The following is a 15,885-nucleotide window of genomic DNA, read 5'->3' as shown; positions in this document are numbered from 1 at the left end:
ATCTGCGACATCGAGGACAAGCGCGCCCGAGCCCGCGAGCAGGAACGCGGGCTACCCGCCGACAAGCGCAAGGCCAGCGGCAGGCTCATCGAGGGCAACGTCACGACGAACTGGAAACAGGCCCTCGAACAACTCGCGCTCGTCTACCCCGAACGCATCAACCCCCACCTCTAACCACCATCCCCGTACCCGCTTACACAGACAACTTGACAAGCCCCTGCCTTGCGGCCGGCGCGTTCCACGAGCCGGTCCCAGACGTCCAGCCTGCTGCCGGCCGAGCGGACCTGCTCCCAGTTGCGGGAGGTCAGCGCCAGCACCCCATCCGCCGCCAACACGAATGCCATGCCCTCGAGTGCGGCGCGCCGGCCACTGCGTCCGACCGCGTGCGCGAGCGAGTTCCCGACGCAGAACACAGCGTCGAACCGGTCCTGCCAGCCTTGATCGGGTAGCTGGTCCCAGCGGCATACCCTCGTCGACACTTCGACTCCATGAGCGCGAGCCAGCCCCTGGGTCCGCTCGACCATCGCCGGGCTGGCATCGCACGCGGTGACACGGAACCCAGCCTCAGCCAGCCCCACCGCCAGCAACCCAATCCCGCAGGCGCAGTCCAAGATCTGCGCCCCCGGGTCGAGCGCCGCCGTCACCATCTCGAACGCCTGCGCCTTGCCCGTCGGGGACGCCTTGGCATCCGGTACCAGCCACTCATACACCGAAGCCAATGACCCGTAAGCGACCTCACCCACAGCGATCCCTCCCCACGCACATCGTGGCACGCCGCTTGCCGTCTTCTTTGCCTCCCTGGCCGTTCCTCGTAGATCGCTTCGCGCTGCGCTCAACGTCGCAGGCGTTCTCGTCGTCACCGGAAGGCTGATGATCCTCGTTGCGCCCCAGGCGTCAGCGTCGTTTCGTCACGGTCCTACTCGCGCAACCGGATGATTTCGCCGGCATGAACGAGGCATACTCGGAGGTCTTCAGCCAGCTTCCCCCGCCCGCGCCGTCGCCCGGCTCGGACCGGACTTGCGAGGCATCCTGGTGTCGATAATGATGACGGCGCACAGGGACGGTTGACCGCGTCACTGATCGGGACCGCTGTCTGAGCGGCGTCTACAGCCAGTCGAGAATCATCGATGTTTCATTCCGCCCGCAAGTCGGTCGCTGAATGGATGCTCTACGGTGCCCGGGGTGGCATCACGTCTTGAACGCCAAGGTAGTGGGCCAGTGCCGAGTCGACTTCCGCAAGCTGATCTCGGGTCAAGTAGTCGACCGGGTCGCCGACAACGTAATCGACGTCGATCGAGCGGATCTGATCGACGAGCAGCTTCGTTTGGCGACCCTCGATCTCCAGCTCGGGCCGGTGAACGGAACCCCCGGCCGAAGTTGAGGTGGGAACGATGGTGACGACGGACAAGGGCGAGTCCGAAGGCGATACGACAAGTCCGAGCCGCCGTCCGCCCTGCTCATGTCCGCGTGGTCGGCCCAGGTCGATTCGGTAGACCGCGCCGCGGATCACCAGGCGTCAGGCTCCGAGTTGAGGTCCTCGTCCTTCAACGCGTCAGCGTCTGCGCGGAACTGTTCCAGCCAACGCTCGTGATCCAGCAGCCGCAGCGCACGCCGGAGCGTGTCAGACGTGCTCTCGCCCGGCTGCGCCGCTTCGCGAAGAATGCGCTCGTCGTCCTGCGTGGGACGGAATCCGATTGTCGAGGCCACATCTCCATCCTAGCCCTTGTGAAACAAATGTTGAACAGGAGTGCGTGAGGTGGATCCATCAGTGCGACGACCTATGCGCGACCGGTCAGAGCAGCACGAAACCCAAACGCTGCGATCTTGTACCTCGCAGGATCGTCACGCGGCTCGGTGCGACGCCGAAGTGGTCGGCGCGGACCCGCACGGATCGCTCCCGGGTCTCCTCGGGATCTTTTTCTTCGTCATGACTTTCCGCCAGCTCTATCTCCGCAGTAGCCAGTCGGAATATCGGACGCTCGGATGGAGGCAATGCTGAAGGGCTGAGTCGCCCCTTCAGTGTTGGCTGTGCAACGGTGCCGACGCGTTGCGTTTCGGCCATAGCCCTAACCTCCGCCAGCTAGATTGGCCGCCAGGTCGACTCGGACAATCTACGTGGCGGTCGGACAATCTAGCCCGTCGCCCGACGGCCGCCCGCTACACCTGCACCATGTCCGCGAAGCGCGAGAAGTGCCCGTGGAACGCGACCGTGATCGTGCGTGTGGGGCCGTTACGGTGCTTCGCCACGATGAGGTCGGCCTCGCCCGCCCGGGGGCTGTCGCGCTCGTAGGCCGCCTCGCGGTGCAGCAGGATGACCATGTCGGCATCCTGCTCGATCGAACCCGACTCGCGCAGGTCGCTGAGGGCGGGCATCTTGTCGGCCCGCTGCTCGGGGCCACGGTTCAGCTGCGACAGCGCGATCACCGGCACCTGCAGCTCCTTCGCGAGGAGCTTCAGCGCACGCGAGAACTCCGAGACCTCCTGCTGGCGGCTCTCGACGCGCTTGCCGCTCGTCATGAGCTGCAGGTAGTCGATGACGACCATCTTCAGCCCCACGCGCTGCTTCAGCCGGCGGCACTTCGCGCGGATCTCGACGAGCGTCATGTTGGGGGAGTCGTCGATGTAGAGCGGCGCGTCGTTGATGCGGCCTCGGGTCGCGGCGATGGTGGTCCAGTCGCGCGAGTCGACGGTGCCCTTGCGCATCATCTGCAGGGGCACGGATGCCTCGGCCGAGAGCAGTCGCATGGCGATCTCGCTCTTGCCCATCTCGAGCGAGAAGAGGATCGACGGCAGGTCGTTGCTGATGGATGCCGCACGGGCGAAGTCGAGCGCGAGGGTCGACTTGCCCATGGCGGGACGCGCGGCGACGATGATCATCTGGCCCGGGTGGAAGCCGTTCGTCAGCTCGTCGAGGTCGGCGAATCCGGTGGGCACGCCCGTGAACTTGCCGTCGGTGTGCTTGGCCGCCTCGATCTCGTCGATCGCCGCGGTGACCGCCTCCGTGAGCGGCACGTAGTCCTCGCTCTCGGTCGACCCCGTGACGCCGTAGATCTCGGCCTGGGCGTGGTTGACGAGCTCGGTGACCTCGCCCTCGCCCGCGTAGCCCATCTGCACGATGCGGGTACCGGCCTCGACGAGCCGACGCAGCAGCGCCCGCTCGGCGACGATCGACGCGTAGTAGCCGGCGTTCGCGGCGGTGGGCACGAGGCTCGTGAGGGTGTGCAGGTACTCGACGCCGCCGGCCCGCTGCAGCTCGCCCGACTTCGTGAGCTCGTCGGTGACCGCGATGACGTCGGTCGGCTCGCCGTGCGAATAGAGCGTGAGGATGGCGTTGAAGATCACCTCGTGCTTCGGCACGTAGAAGTCGACGCCGCGCACCGTCTCGATGACGTCGGCGACGGCGTCCTTCGAGAGCATCATGCCGCCGAGTGCGCTCTGCTCCGCGAGGAGGTCGTGCGGAGGGGTTCGTTCGCCGCGACGGGACTCACCCTCGTCAGCCGGTTCGGCGAGCCCGATGTGCGCGATCGACAACTCGTGACCTCCCCCTTCGCAGCCACGCGGCTGCACAGTTCAGCGCCCAGCAACCAGTGTGGCCGGAGCCTCTGACACGGGCTCATCGACCGGAGCAGATCCACTGTTCGAAGGACGCGGCTTCACGATAGGGAAGCCTCACTCACAGCACAAGCCGGCCTGTGGATAACTCTGGGGAGAAACTGCGCGAAACGCCGACGAACGTGTGCACTCAGCCTGTGGAAAACTGTGGAATTCTGTGGAATTACACGGGTTGAATTTCAGAACGATCTGGGATTTCGTGTTTCCACACCTGTGGGGGAAAACTTCTTCAGAAGTCCACGGATGTCGCATGCTCACCTGTGCACAACCATGTCAGTCAACTCTCCATTTCGACTTGCGCGACGCCCGTCTGAGGTGTAGGCCTGAGACATCCGACTGGCATCCGAAGCTGCGCCGTCGGGAGGTTCCACGTGTGCCGACGGAGGCAGCGCGCGCTGGTTGCCGACCGCCCCGGAAACGACGAGACGGCGGCCCGGGCCGGAGCCCGAACCGCCGTCTACGAATGGGTCGCGAACTACTTCGCGGCGACCACCTGGAGGGTGATCGTGGCCGAGACCTCGTCACGGAGGCGAACGGTCGCCTCGTGCTCGCCGACCGCCTTGATGGGCGACGGGATCTCGATCTTGCGCTTGTCGATCTCGCCGAGGCCGGCCGCCGCGACGGCTGCCGCGACATCCGTCGTCTTCACCGAACCGAAGAGGCGGCCGCCGAGGCCCGCCTTGACGGTCAGCTTGACCTTGGCCGACTCGAGCTTGGCCTTGAGGGCCTGCGCGTCCTCGAGCGAGTGCAGCTCCCGGGCCGCACGCGCGGCCTTGATCTGCTCGACCTGCTTCTGGCCGCCACGGGTCCACGGCGTCGCGAAGCCCTGGGGGACCAGGTAGTTGCGCGCGTAGCCGTTCTTGACCTCGACCACGTCGCCGGCGGTGCCGAGGCCGGTGACCTCGTTCGTGAGAATTACCTTTGCCATTGTCGTGCTCCTTAGCGGCCGGAGCCCGAGTAGGGCAGAAGCGCCATCTCGCGCGCGTTCTTCACGGCGCGGGCGATGAGGCGCTGCTCCTGCACGGAGACACCGGTGATGCGACGGGCACGGATCTTGCCGCGCTCCGAGATGAACTTGCGGAGGGTGGCGACATCCTTGTAGTCGATGATGCCGACCTTGATCGACTTCGCCGGGGCGGCGTTCTTCGCGCCCTTCCCGCGGCTCGGCTTGCGGCGGTCGCCGCTGCTCTTTCCAGCCATTTCTGATCCTTTGATGAGTTCGCGGGTCGAGGAGGCGCGAAGGGCCGTCTCGAACCCGCTGAGTGCGTTTAGAAGGGGGTCTCGTCGCCGTAGTTGGTGCCCGGCGTGTTCCAGACGTCGCCGCCGGAAGCCCCGCCCGACTGCGCGGCCGCGGGAGCGCTGGGCGCCCACGCGTCGTCGGACTGGCCGCCCCCGTAGGAGCCGCCGCCGACCGCACCGCGGCTCGACTGGGCGCGCGTCACGGACGCGGTGGCGTAGCGCAGGCTCGGGCCGATCTCGTCGACCTCGAGCTCGATGGTGGTGCGCTTCTCGCCTTCCTTCGTCTCGTAGGAACGCTGCTTGAGACGCCCGGAAGCGATGACCCGGGAACCCTTGGTGAGTGAACCCGCGACGTGCTCGGCGAATTCACGCCAGCAGCTCGCGCGCAGGAACAGCGCTTCACCGTCCTTCCACTCGTTCGCCTGACGGTCGAACGTGCGGGGAGTGGACGCGATGGTGAAGTTGGCAACCGCGAGGCCGCTCTGCGTGTAGCGCAGCTCGGGATCTGCAGTGAGGTTGCCCACCACGGTGATGATGGTCTCGCCGGCCATGGGGACTAGGCGTCCTTCGTGGCCGTGGCGGGGGCCGAAGTGGGGGCGGATGCCGCAGCAGCGGCCTTCGCGCCGGCCTTCGCGGAGGCGGCGGCCTTCTTCGCGGCCTTCTCCTCCTGCGCCTTCGCGTGCGCGGCGACCTGGGCGATCGCCTCTTCGGCGCGGAGCACCTTCGTGCGCATGACGGCCTCGCTGAGGTTCAGCTGGCGGTCGAGCTCATCGGTGGTCCTCGACTCGGCGGTGAAGTCGACGACGGCGTAGATGCCCTCGGACTTCTTGTTGATCTCGTAGGCCAGACGACGACGTCCCCAGATGTCGACCTTGTCGACGGTTCCGCCATCGTTACGGATGACGTTGAGGAACTTGTCAAGGCTGGGAGTAACGGTGCGCTCGTCGATCTCGGGATCGAGGATGACCATCAGCTCGTACTGGTGCATGACTAACCCACCTCCTTCGGACTCAAACGGTTACAGACGATCTGCAACAGGAGGGTTGTGCATACGTCGCTCCGAGGAGGCCGCGACTGCGGCGCACGGGCAACCTTCTGAGTGTAACGGATGCCGCCCCAGCGCGCCATTCGTCCCCGCCCATGCCCGCCCGCCCGTTCCAGCTCACCCCACCACAACCCCGGAGGCCCCATTTCGCCGAGGGCGTGCAGTTCCGACCAGCGCGCACGCGGACGCAATTGCGCTCGACGGATCTGGACGCGCTCGGCGGAGGGGACAGGTGTGCCGCAACGATCAGCGGCGAACCACCGGCAGGCCCGCAGCGATCAGCTCGGCCTTGAGTAGGCGCGGTGCGAGCGCGACATCCCACACCCATCGACTCACCTCGAGGCCATGCCCGCGGCGCAGCCGCCGCTCTCGCTCCTTCTCGAGCCACACGACCTCCTCGGGCGTCATTCCGTGCAGGTACTGCTCGCGGTGGTACTTCACGAACCCGTCGAATTCACCCGCTATCGCATATTCGGGCCAATGGAAGTCCGTGACATCCTCCCCGCCGTCGGCCCGAGCGAAGCCCACCTGCAACTCTGGCGGCGGGAAGCCGAGCAGGTGAATCTGCGCGCGGCTGAGCGACTCGCCAGGCGAGGCGGATCGCGGATCCGCGAACTCGACGGCTCGTCGCGCCGAGCGGATGCCACGTGCACCTGCCGCCGCGTCGATGCGCGCGGTGAGGGCGGCGCGGTCCACCGCCGCGATGTCGCCCGGCTCCTGGTCGACGAAACGATCGCCGTCGAACGTCACGGGGAGCGGCTCGTAGCGTCCGGCCAGCGCGGCATCGATGCCCGTGACCGCCGAGCGGAAACCCCGGGTTCGGGCGAGGTCGAACAACGTCCGTTCGGGACTCGTCAGCAGGAATCCGCCGTACTCGATCACCTCACCGTCACCGAGCCGCTCGCGGTGCCAGACCACACCTCGCTGGTTGCGGGGCGCCGAACCCGTGCCGGACACCAGGTGCACGGCTTCAGGACGGGCTCCGATGATCGGGATGCCGAGCACGATCGCGGCGGACTCGTGTGTGAGGACGGCGTTCTGTCGTCGGGTGCGCACCCCCGCGGCGACCCGTATCAGCGCACGTCGCTCGTGCCCGGCAGCCTCCCACTCCGCGGCGTCCACGTGAATGCCGGCTCGAACGCGCACGAGCCGTCCGGCCTCCACAGCGCGGTGCACCCATCGGTCCCCGGCGGTTGCAACACGCTCCTCCGACGTCAGTATGAGTTGCGGCATCCCGGATATCTCCATTCCGCGATGCTCACCCGGTTCTCGGGTTCGGATCGCTCGGGTTGCCTGGTCTGTGAAACCACTCGCGCCCCCGGCGATTGTGGAGGACGACCGACCCGACCGGAGCCTCCCCGAGCGCGTGTACTTCCGTCGAGCGCAATTGCGTCCGCGTGCGCGCTCGTCGGATCTGCACGCGCTCGGCGAAGGGAGGAGAGGAGGAGAGGGGGAGAGGGGAGGAGAGGGGGTGGGTCAGGCGTCGGCGCGCTGGGCCCACCAGGCGCGCAGGCGCTCGGCCGCGGCATCCGGCCCGATGGGTCCCTCGTCGAGTCGCACGTCCAGCAGGTACCGATACGCCTCGCCCACGAGCGGCCCCGGCTTCAGGCCGAGGAGCTGCATGATCTGCTGCCCGTCGAGTTCGGGGCGCACCGCGGCGAGCTCCTCCTCCTCGGCGAGCACGGCGATGCGCTCCTCGAGGTCGTCGTACGCGAAGGCGAGGCGGTCGGCCTTGCGCCGGTTGCGGGTCGTGACGTCCGCCCGCGTCAGGATGTGCAGCCGCTCGAGCTGGTCGCCCGCGTCGCGCACGTATCGGCGCACCGCCGAGTCGGTCCAGGCGCCATCCGTGTACCCGAAGAACCGCAGGTGCAGCTCGATGAGGCGGGAGACGGCGGCGATCGTGTCGTTGTCGAAGCGCAGCGCCCGCAGCCGCTTGCGGGCGAGCTTCGCGCCGACCATGTCGTGGTGGTGGAACGACACCGCGCCGCCGGGCTCGAGCCGCCGCGTGGCCGGCTTGCCGATGTCGTGCATCAGCGCCGCGAGCCGCACGATGAGGTCGGGGGAGTCGAGCACCCCGCGCGAGACCTCGTAGTCGATCGCCTGGTCGAGCACCGTGAGCGAGTGCTCGTAGACGTCCTTGTGGTGGTGGTGCTCGTCGACCTCGAGCCGCAGCGCGGGGATTTCGGGGATGAATCGCTCGGCGAGCCCCGAGTCGACGAGCAGCCGGATGCCGCCGCGCGGCGCCGCGGTCAGGAGCAGCTTCGACAGCTCGTCGCGGATGCGCTCCGCCGAGATCCGGTCGATCTGCGGGGCCAGCGCGGTCATGGCGGCGCGGGTCGCCCGCTCGACCTCGAAGCCGAGCTGGGCCGAGAACCGGGCGGCCCGGAGCATCCGCAGCGGGTCGTCGCCGAACGACTGCTCGGGGGTGGCGGGGGTGCGCAGGATGCCCGCGATGAGGTCTTCCACGCCCCCCGACGGGTCGACCAGGGTCAGTTCGGGCAGGCGCAGGGCGAGCGCGTTGACCGTGAAGTCGCGGCGCGTGAGGTCGTCGTCGAGCGTCCGGCCGAAGACCACCTCGGGCTTGCGGGATGCCCCGTCGTAGGCGTCCGACCGGTAGGTCGTGATCTCCACCGTCTCGCCGGCGATCTTCGCGCCGATGGTGCCGAAGTCGCGGCCGACGTCCCAGTGGGCGCCGGCGATCGGCTTCACGATCGAGAGGATCTCGTCGGGCGTGGCATCCGTCGTGAAATCGAGGTCGCTGACCCGCCGGCCGAGGAACGCGTCGCGCACCGGCCCACCGACGAGTGCGATCTCGTGGTCCGCGGCCTCGAAGGCGTGAGCGAGCTTCGCGACGGTCGGCGAAGCGGCCAGTTCCTCGAGCCGTTCGAGGGCCGCCGCGACACTCTGCATGCCCCTATGTTAGGCGGCGCCCCCACGGCGACCGGTGCGCCGTCCGCGCCGCGGGGTGCCTGTGGACGTCGAACGGATGCCCCGGGCCCACGCCGTAGAATCGCCTGCATGGTGGCCGAGGTGAAACCAGCGCGTCGCCGCGCCGACTCACCCGCCCCCCGCTCGAGCCGCCGCGGCCGTGCCGTCGTGGCGAGCCTCGCCGCCGCAGCCCTCATCGGGGTCGTCGGCGCGCCCCTCGCCGCCGCCGCCGGCGTCGATCCGGCCGGACTGCAGGCGGTGTTCGGCATCGCGGGCGGGGGCACCGCCGGTACCGACGGCGGCGCGGCTCCCGCGAAATCACGGCCACCACAGTCGGTCGACGACGAGAACGGGGGCCTCCACCTCCGGGTCTCGCCCACGATCTCCACGAGCCTGACGCTCTCGGCGCCCGTCTCGGTCACCGTCGAGATCGAGAACGCGACGGGCGAGACGGTCGCACCCGGGCGGCTCCGCCTGGTTCGCGCGGGCGACCCCATCGACGAGAACGCCGAACTCGACGACTGGCTCGCGGCCGGCGGCGAGACCGGCGCCGGGTTCGGGGGCACGGCGGTCGCACTCGCCGAGAGCGAGTCCCGCAGCCTGGCCCCCGGCGGCACGGCGCTCATCCCCTTCACGATCGCACCCGAGCTGCTCGCCGACCTCGCGGGGTCGCCCATCGTCGGCCTCGGCGCAGAGCTCGTCGTCGATGACATGGTGGTGGCCGCCGGGGCTGACGCGTACCCGAACGCCGCCGTGCCCGCCGCCGGCTCGGTCGCCGTCACCCTCGTCGCGCCGCTCACGGTCCCCGTGGCGGAGGGCGCCTCGGGACTCATCCCTCCGGCTCAGCTCGAGAACTGGACCGGCCCGACGGGTGTCCTGACCCGCCAGCTCGACGCGCTCGCGGATCGGCGGGTCGCGATCGGGCTCGACCCGCGCATCCTCGCCTCGATCCGGGTGCTCGGCTCGAGTGCACCGCCGTCGGCCACCGCGTGGCTCGACCGTCTCGCGACACTCACGAACGAGATCTTCCCCCTCGCCTACGCCGACGCCGACCTGGCCGTGCAGTCGCAGGTCGGCCTGCCCGCACTCCTCGCACCGACGTCGTTCGACGACGTGATGGACCCGGCGGACTTCACCGCCCCCGCCCCGGGCGATGACGGCGAAGACGAGGGCGCCGATGGCGTCGAGCCGACGGATGCCCCGGCCGAGCCCGAGACGACCGGCGCGGTGCCCACCACCGACGAGCTCCTCGCCTGGCCGTACACGCGCACCGACCTCGCCTGGCCCGCCGATGACACGGTTGCATCGGGCGATCTCGCGTACCTCGACGCGGCCGGCCTGACGACCGCGTTGCTCGCCCCGACGAACACGTCGCCCGTCGACCGGCCGACGTCCGCGTCCGCCACGATCGACGGCTCGACGGCGCTGGTCGCCGACGCCGGACTCACCGAGCCGCTGCGCGCGGCGGCTTCCGCACAGACGGACGCCGAGTGGCGCGCGGCGGCCGGCCGGTTGCTGTCGGAGCTCGCACTCGACGCCGGCACGGCCCGCACGACCGTGCTCGCGACGTTCGACCGCGGTGCGCCCGCGCGTTCCGACCGCATCTCGGCGCTGATCGGGGAACTCGAGGCGTCCGGGTGGTCGACGCTCGCGGGCCTCGCGGACGCGATCGGTGCGCCGCCCGAACCTCGCGCGCTCGTCTCGGAGCCCGCGGCCGACGACCGGCGCGCGACCGTCACGCGCATGATCGCCGCCGAGGCCGAGGTCGCCGCGTTCGCGAGCGTGCTCGCCGACGAACGCCTGCTCGCCGCGCCGACCCGACGCGACCTCCTCTCGCTCCTCGACGTCGCGTGGCTCGATGACCGCGAGGCGTGGGCGGCGGCGGCCGGCGAGTGGCTCGTCGACCAGCGGCGCATCGTTCGCTCCGTCTCGGTCGTGGAGTCGAGCCCCATCAACGTCGTGTCCACCGAGACGGGCGTGCCCACGACGATCGACAACGGCCTGCCGTATCCTGTCACCGTCGTGGTCGAGGTGGATCCGTCGAACGGCCGACTCATCGTCGAGGATCGGGTCGAGGTCACCGTCGAGCCCGAGTCGCGAAGCACGGTGCGCATTCCCGTCGTGGCCGGGGTCGGCAACGGCGACGTCTCCCTCGTGGTGTCCCTCACGTCGCCGGCGGGCGTTCCCATCGGCGACGCGGTCACCATTCCCGCGAACGTGCAGGCCGACTGGGAGGGACTCGGCGCCGCGGTGCTCGCGACCATCCTCGTGCTCGTGTTCGGCATCGGCATCTGGCGCAACATCCGTCGCCGCCGGCGTGCTCGTGCCGAAGAGGGGGCGGATGCCGCCGCCGAGGGCGCCGACGACGAGGCGGCCCACACCGAGGGCGCCGGAGGAGCCGGGGCCGAGGGCAACGTGCGCACCGCGCCGGACGCCGACACCGAGGCATCCGACTCCGAGGCATCCCGAACCGGAACCGGAGCCGGAGCAGAGAGCGATACGCGTGGCTGACGACCGCATCGGACGCGCCAGCGTCTTCCTCGCCTCCGGAACGATCGTGTCCCGCGTGCTCGGCTTCGTGAAGGCCATCGTGCTCGCGAACGCGATCGGCCTCGTCGGCAGCGGAAGCGCCGACGCGTTCGCCGTCGCCAACCAACTGCCGAACACCATCTACGTCGTGGTCGCCGGCGGCGTGCTGAGCGCCGTGCTCGTACCGCAGATCGTGCGCGCCGGCCTGCACGACGACGGCGGCCACGCCTACATCAACCGGTTGCTGACCCTGTCCCTGGTGCTGCTGGCCCTGGCCACCGTGGCCGCAACGCTCGCCGCACCGCTCTTCACGCTGCTCTACGGCACGCAACTGTCGTCCGAGACCCGCGACCTCGCCACGATCTTCGCCTACTGGTGCCTGCCGCAGATCTTCTTCTACGGCCTCTACACGCTGCTCGGCGAGGTGCTGAATGCGCGCCGTTCGTTCGGTCCGTTCACCTGGGTTCCGGTGCTGAACAATGTCGTCGCCATCGCCGGCCTCTTCGTGTTCATGGCGCTGTACGGCGCCGACCCCAACGGCGAGCGTTCACCGGGTGCGTGGGACTTCTCGATGATCGCGATCCTCGCCGGCTCCGCGACGCTCGGCATCGCGGCGCAGGCGATCGTGCTGTTCTGGTTCTGGCGTCGCATCGGCCTCCGCTATCGCCCCGATTTCCGGTGGCGCGGCGTGGGCCTCGGCGATGCCGGCCGCATGGCTTCGTGGACGTTCGGGATGCTGCTGCTCACGACGTTCGCAGGCATCGTCGAGACGAACGTGGTCGGCATCGCATCCGGCGAGGGGGCCTCCGTCGCCGCACTCGGCAACGCGTGGCTCATCTTCATGCTGCCGCACTCGGTGATCACCGTGTCGATCGCGACGGCGTACTTCACGCGCATGAGCGAGCACGCCTCAGTGGGCGACACCGACAAGGTGCGAACGGATGTCTCGAGCGCGATCCGCGGCGTCAGCCTCATCATCGTGCTCGCCGCGATCGTGCTCGCGATGTGCGCGTATCCGTTCGCGACGGTGTTCACGGGCGAGGCATCCTTCGATTCTCGTCTCGCGTTCGGCAACGTCATCGCCGCCTACGTGGTGGGGCTCGTGCCCTTCAGTTTCCTGTTCATCGTGCAACGCGCGTTCTACGCACTCGGCGACACGAAGACGCCGTTCTTCTTCACGCTGTTCCAGGTGGTGCTGTTCAGTTCGGGCGCGCTCCTGCTGGTCAATGTCGCGATCGACTGGATCGCCATGGGCATCGCGTTGCTCACGTCGGTCGCGACCCTCGCGCAGGTCGTGCTGGCCACGGTGCTGCTCCGCCGCAAGCTCGGCGAGCTCGACGGATGGCGTATCACGACCAGCTTCGTGCGTTACACGATCGCTGCGGTGCCGAGCCTCGTCGTGGGCTTCATGGTGCTGGTCTCGCTCGGAGGTCTCTCCAGCACCGGCTTCGCGATGTCGGGCATCGCTCCGGCGGTCATCTCCATGGTCGCCATCGGCGTTGCCATGGCGGTCGTCTACTTCGGCGTGCTCTGGCTCATCCGCTCACCCGAGCTCCATGGGTTCGCTCGGCCGCTGCTCGACCGCGTCACGCGCCGACGCTGACACAGTCCGCCGGAATACCCGCCGCCTAGACTGTGTTGACCATGGCGTGGCATCCGCTCCACGGATCCCACGACACGATGTATTGAGCAGAGGAGTGGCGTTGCGCGACATCATCATCATCGGTTCGGGTCCCGCCGGGTTCACCGCGGCGATCTACGCCGCTCGCGCAGAACTGAAGCCGCTGCTCATCGCGAGCTCGGTCGAGATCGGCGGCGAGCTCATGAACACGACCGAGGTCGAGAACTACCCCGGATTCCCCGAGGGCATCATGGGTCCCGACCTCATGGCCAAGTTCCAGGCCCAGGCCGAGCGATTCGGCACCGAGGTCGTGTACGACGACGTCGTGGAGCTCGAGGTCGAAGGCCCCGTCAAGCGCGTGAAGCTCGGCAACGGCGGCGTCGAGGAGGCTCGTGCGATCATCTACGCGACCGGATCGGCCTACCGCAAGCTCGGTCTGCCCGAGGAGGAGGTCCTCTCGGGTCACGGCCTGTCCTGGTGCGCGACGTGCGACGGGTTCTTCTTCCGCCAGAAGACGATCGCGGTCGTCGGTGGCGGCGACTCGGCGATGGAGGAGGCCACCTTCCTCACCCGCTTCGCCGACAAGGTGTACATCATCCACCGCCGCGACACGCTCAAGGCGTCGAAGATCATGCAGCAGCGTGCCTTCGACAACGAGAAGATCGAGTTCATCTGGAACGCCGAGGTCACTGCGATCCACGGCGACACGCAGGTGAACGGCGTGACCCTCCGCGACACCGAGACGGGCGACGTGCGCGCCCTCGACCTCGACGGCCTGTTCGTCGCGATCGGCAACGATCCGCGCACCCACCTCGTGCACGGCAAGCTCGAGCTCACCCCCGAGGGCACCATCGCCGTGGAGGGCCGCTCGACGCGCACGTCGGTCGAGGGTGTGTTCGCCGCCGGCGACGTCATCGACCCGACCTACCGCCAGGCGATCACCGCCGCGGGCACCGGCGCGACCGCCGCACTCGACGCCGAGCACTACCTCGCCGCCCTCGGCAACGAGAACGCCGCCGAGGCCGTACTCGAGACAGAGTTCGCCGTCGTCGACTGACGCCGACGCGACATCCGATTCCACTGAAGGAGAGAACGCAATGACCGCACGTGCCGTGACCGAAGCCACCTTCGAGCAGGAGGTGCTCAAGAACGACCGGGCCGTCCTCGTCGATTTCTGGGCAGAGTGGTGCGGCCCGTGTCGCGCGGTGAGCCCGATCCTCGACCAGATCGCCACCGAGCACTCCGACAAGCTCGACATCGTCAAGCTCAATGTCGACGAGAACCCGAATCTGGCGATGAAGTACCAGATCACCGCCATCCCCGCGTTCAAGGTGTTCGAGAAGGGCGAGGTCGTAAAGACCGTCATCGGCGCGAAGCCGAAGCCCGCCCTCGAGGCCGACCTCGCCGCCTTCATCTCGTAGCCGGCGACCTCGCGATATCCGAAGACCCGCCCGGTGCGAACCGGGCGGGTCTTTCGCATCGTCGGGCGGCGACCGCGCATGCGGCGTCGCTCGAGGTGTCACGGAAACAGGCGGCACGAACCCAGCAACTAGCATGAATATCCTGAACAGAACGGAAGCGATGTGACCTCTGACGGCGTCCCCCAGCGGACCGGCAACAATCTCGACCCCTGGTACGCGAATTACGCCGAGCGAGCCGCCGGGCTGGCCGCCTCAGAAGTCCGAGCCCTCTTCGCCGTCGCCTCCCGTCCCGAGGTGGTGTCGCTCGCGGGCGGCATGCCGTTCGTGTCGGCACTCCCGCAGGAGCTCATCGTCTCGTCGATGGAGCGCGTGATGCGCGAGCAGGGCCCGGTCGCCCTGCAGTACGGATCGGGCCAGGGCATTCCCGCACTGCGAGAGCACATCCTCGACGTGATGGCCTTCGAGGGCATCCGGGGGAGCGTCGACAACGTCGTGACCGCGACCGGATCGCAGCAGGCGCTCGATCTCGTCACGAAGCTCTTCGTCGACCCTGGCGATGTGATCCTGGCCGAGGCGCCGAGCTATGTCGGCGCGATGGGGGTGTTCCGCTCGTATCAGGCGAGTGTCGTGCACGTTGCGATGGACGAGCACGGACTCATCCCCGAAGCGCTCCGGCAGACGATCGCGCACCTGCGCGGGCAGGGGCGGAGGATCAAGTTCCTCTACACGATTCCGAACTTCCACAATCCCGCCGGGGTGACGCTCTCGGCCGAGCGTCGACCCGAGATCCTCGAGATCTGCCGCAGCAACGAGATCCTCGTGCTCGAGGACAACCCGTACGGGCTCCTCCATTTCGATGAGCCGGCGCCCGATGCGCTGCGCTCGCTCGACGAGGACGGCGTGATCTATCTCGGCTCGTTCTCGAAGACGCTCGCTCCCGGCTTCCGCGTCGGCTGGGCGCTCGCACCCCACGCCATCCGCGAGAAGCTCATCCTCGCCGCCGAGTCGGCGATCCTCTCCCCGAGCTCGTTCAGCCAGCTCGTCGTGTCGGAGTACCTGTCGACCACCGACTGGCGAGGCCAGATCGACACCTTCCGCGGCGTCTATCGAGAACGCAAGGACGCGATGATCGAGGCGTTGGGGGAATACCTGCCGCAGCTCAGCTGGACGAACCCCAACGGTGGTTTCTACGTGTGGGTCACCATGCCCGATGTGCTCGACTCGAAGCAGATGCTGCCCCGCGCCGTCAGGGAGCTCGTCGCGTACACGCCCGGCACGGCGTTCTTCGCCGACGGGCGCGGGCGACACGCGATGCGCCTGTCCTTCTGCTACCCGACACCCGACGCCATCCGGGTCGGCATCCGGCGTCTCGCGACGGTCGTCAATGGCGAGCTCGACCTCCTGGACACCTTCGCCGGTACCGGGCCGCTGCAACTGCCCCCGAGCGACGGATTCGACTCCGCCCCGCCTTCCGACCTCAAGTAGTGGAG

At 68.5% G+C, this 15,885-nt stretch carries 16 protein-coding genes and 1 pseudogene; 6 read left to right on the top strand and 11 right to left on the bottom strand.

Translation table 11 applies throughout. The features are described 5' to 3' along the window. A pseudogene (locus tag EZM51_RS15430) lies at positions 1-174 on the top strand (IS256 family transposase); the annotation flags it as partial. Here the strand turns inward: EZM51_RS15430 and EZM51_RS15425 are convergent. The 11 genes from EZM51_RS15425 to EZM51_RS15375 form a co-directional block, all read right to left on the bottom strand. After that, positions 171-743 (bottom strand): class I SAM-dependent methyltransferase, encoded by a 573-nt coding sequence (locus tag EZM51_RS15425; protein ID WP_136709196.1) that lies wholly within the window; start codon positions 741-743, stop codon positions 171-173. The pseudogene EZM51_RS15430 and the gene EZM51_RS15425 sit on opposite strands and share 4 nt — an antisense overlap. Positions 744-1,168: 425 nt before the next feature. Continuing rightward, a complete protein-coding gene (locus EZM51_RS15420; RefSeq protein ID WP_136709195.1) occupies positions 1,169-1,510 on the bottom strand; it encodes a type II toxin-antitoxin system PemK/MazF family toxin in 342 nt (113 codons plus the stop codon). Continuing rightward, positions 1,507-1,707, bottom strand: a complete 201-nt coding sequence (locus tag EZM51_RS15415) for a hypothetical protein (protein ID WP_136709194.1) — start codon at positions 1,705-1,707, stop codon at positions 1,507-1,509. Before EZM51_RS15415 ends, EZM51_RS15420 begins: the two co-directional genes overlap by 4 nt. An 85-nt stretch (positions 1,708-1,792) precedes the next feature. Further along, complete coding sequence (locus EZM51_RS15410) at positions 1,793-2,062, bottom strand: hypothetical protein (RefSeq protein ID WP_136709193.1); 270 nt, start codon at positions 2,060-2,062, stop codon at positions 1,793-1,795. 95 nt (positions 2,063-2,157) lie between these two features. Then, positions 2,158-3,531, bottom strand: coding sequence for a replicative DNA helicase (gene dnaB / locus EZM51_RS15405; RefSeq protein WP_136709192.1), 1,374 nt, complete (start codon positions 3,529-3,531; stop codon positions 2,158-2,160). A gap of 556 nt (positions 3,532-4,087) precedes the next feature. Beyond that, positions 4,088-4,540, bottom strand: a complete 453-nt coding sequence (rplI, locus tag EZM51_RS15400; RefSeq protein WP_136709191.1) for a 50S ribosomal protein L9 — start codon at positions 4,538-4,540, stop codon at positions 4,088-4,090. Positions 4,541-4,551: 11 nt separating this feature from the next. Beyond that, a complete protein-coding gene (rpsR, locus tag EZM51_RS15395) occupies positions 4,552-4,812 on the bottom strand; it encodes a 30S ribosomal protein S18 (protein WP_022889097.1) in 261 nt (86 codons plus the stop codon). A 68-nt stretch (positions 4,813-4,880) separates the two neighbouring features. Beyond that, entirely contained in the window at positions 4,881-5,402 is a 522-nt protein-coding gene (locus tag EZM51_RS15390) for a single-stranded DNA-binding protein (protein WP_136709190.1), read from the bottom strand. 5 nt (positions 5,403-5,407) lie between these two features. Then, on the bottom strand, positions 5,408-5,839 hold the full coding sequence (rpsF, locus tag EZM51_RS15385) for a 30S ribosomal protein S6 (protein WP_136709189.1): 432 nt from the start codon (positions 5,837-5,839) through the stop codon (positions 5,408-5,410). Between the two features lie 303 nt (positions 5,840-6,142). Further along, complete coding sequence (locus EZM51_RS15380; protein ID WP_136709188.1) at positions 6,143-7,072, bottom strand: hypothetical protein; 930 nt, start codon at positions 7,070-7,072, stop codon at positions 6,143-6,145. A 300-nt stretch (positions 7,073-7,372) separates the two neighbouring features. Further along, positions 7,373-8,806, bottom strand: coding sequence for a CCA tRNA nucleotidyltransferase (locus EZM51_RS15375; protein ID WP_136709187.1), 1,434 nt, complete (start codon positions 8,804-8,806; stop codon positions 7,373-7,375). A 108-nt stretch (positions 8,807-8,914) separates the two neighbouring features. Here EZM51_RS15375 and EZM51_RS21115 point away from each other — a divergent pair, with 108 nt between their 5' ends. From EZM51_RS21115 to EZM51_RS15355, 5 genes are all read left to right on the top strand, one after another. Next, positions 8,915-11,335, top strand: a complete 2,421-nt coding sequence (locus tag EZM51_RS21115) for a DUF6049 family protein (protein ID WP_248305684.1) — start codon at positions 8,915-8,917, stop codon at positions 11,333-11,335. Further along, a complete protein-coding gene (gene murJ, locus EZM51_RS15370; protein WP_248305683.1) occupies positions 11,328-12,956 on the top strand; it encodes a murein biosynthesis integral membrane protein MurJ in 1,629 nt (542 codons plus the stop codon). Before EZM51_RS21115 ends, murJ begins: the two co-directional genes overlap by 8 nt. Before the next feature lie 100 nt (positions 12,957-13,056). Further along, positions 13,057-14,031 (top strand): thioredoxin-disulfide reductase, encoded by a 975-nt coding sequence (gene trxB, locus EZM51_RS15365; protein ID WP_136709185.1) that lies wholly within the window; start codon positions 13,057-13,059, stop codon positions 14,029-14,031. 40 nt (positions 14,032-14,071) lie between these two features. Further along, on the top strand, positions 14,072-14,395 hold the full coding sequence (gene trxA, locus EZM51_RS15360; protein ID WP_136709184.1) for a thioredoxin: 324 nt from the start codon (positions 14,072-14,074) through the stop codon (positions 14,393-14,395). Between the two features lie 162 nt (positions 14,396-14,557). Then, positions 14,558-15,880: a PLP-dependent aminotransferase family protein gene (locus EZM51_RS15355; RefSeq protein WP_136709183.1), complete on the top strand. Its 1,323-nt coding sequence runs from the start codon at positions 14,558-14,560 to the stop codon at positions 15,878-15,880. Positions 15,881-15,885 lie beyond the last annotated feature (5 nt).

The organism is Agromyces sp. H66 (assembly GCF_004959775.1).
Taxonomy (GTDB): Bacteria; Actinomycetota; Actinomycetes; order Actinomycetales; family Microbacteriaceae; genus Agromyces.
This window is presented reverse-complemented; position numbering and strand designations above follow the sequence as displayed.

Coding starts and splice junctions, on each gene's coding strand:
- EZM51_RS15410 (WP_136709193.1), bottom strand. CDS start 2,062: ATGGCCGAAACGCAACGCGTCGGCACCGTTGCACAGCCAACACTGAAG.
- rplI (WP_136709191.1), bottom strand. CDS start 4,540: ATGGCAAAGGTAATTCTCACGAACGAGGTCACCGGCCTCGGCACCGCC.
- rpsR (WP_022889097.1), bottom strand. CDS start 4,812: ATGGCTGGAAAGAGCAGCGGCGACCGCCGCAAGCCGAGCCGCGGGAAG.
- EZM51_RS15390 (WP_136709190.1), bottom strand. CDS start 5,402: ATGGCCGGCGAGACCATCATCACCGTGGTGGGCAACCTCACTGCAGAT.
- rpsF (WP_136709189.1), bottom strand. CDS start 5,839: ATGCACCAGTACGAGCTGATGGTCATCCTCGATCCCGAGATCGACGAG.
- EZM51_RS15375 (WP_136709187.1), bottom strand. CDS start 8,806: ATGCAGAGTGTCGCGGCGGCCCTCGAACGGCTCGAGGAACTGGCCGCT.
- EZM51_RS21115 (WP_248305684.1), top strand. CDS start 8,915: ATGGTGGCCGAGGTGAAACCAGCGCGTCGCCGCGCCGACTCACCCGCC.
- trxA (WP_136709184.1), top strand. CDS start 14,072: ATGACCGCACGTGCCGTGACCGAAGCCACCTTCGAGCAGGAGGTGCTC.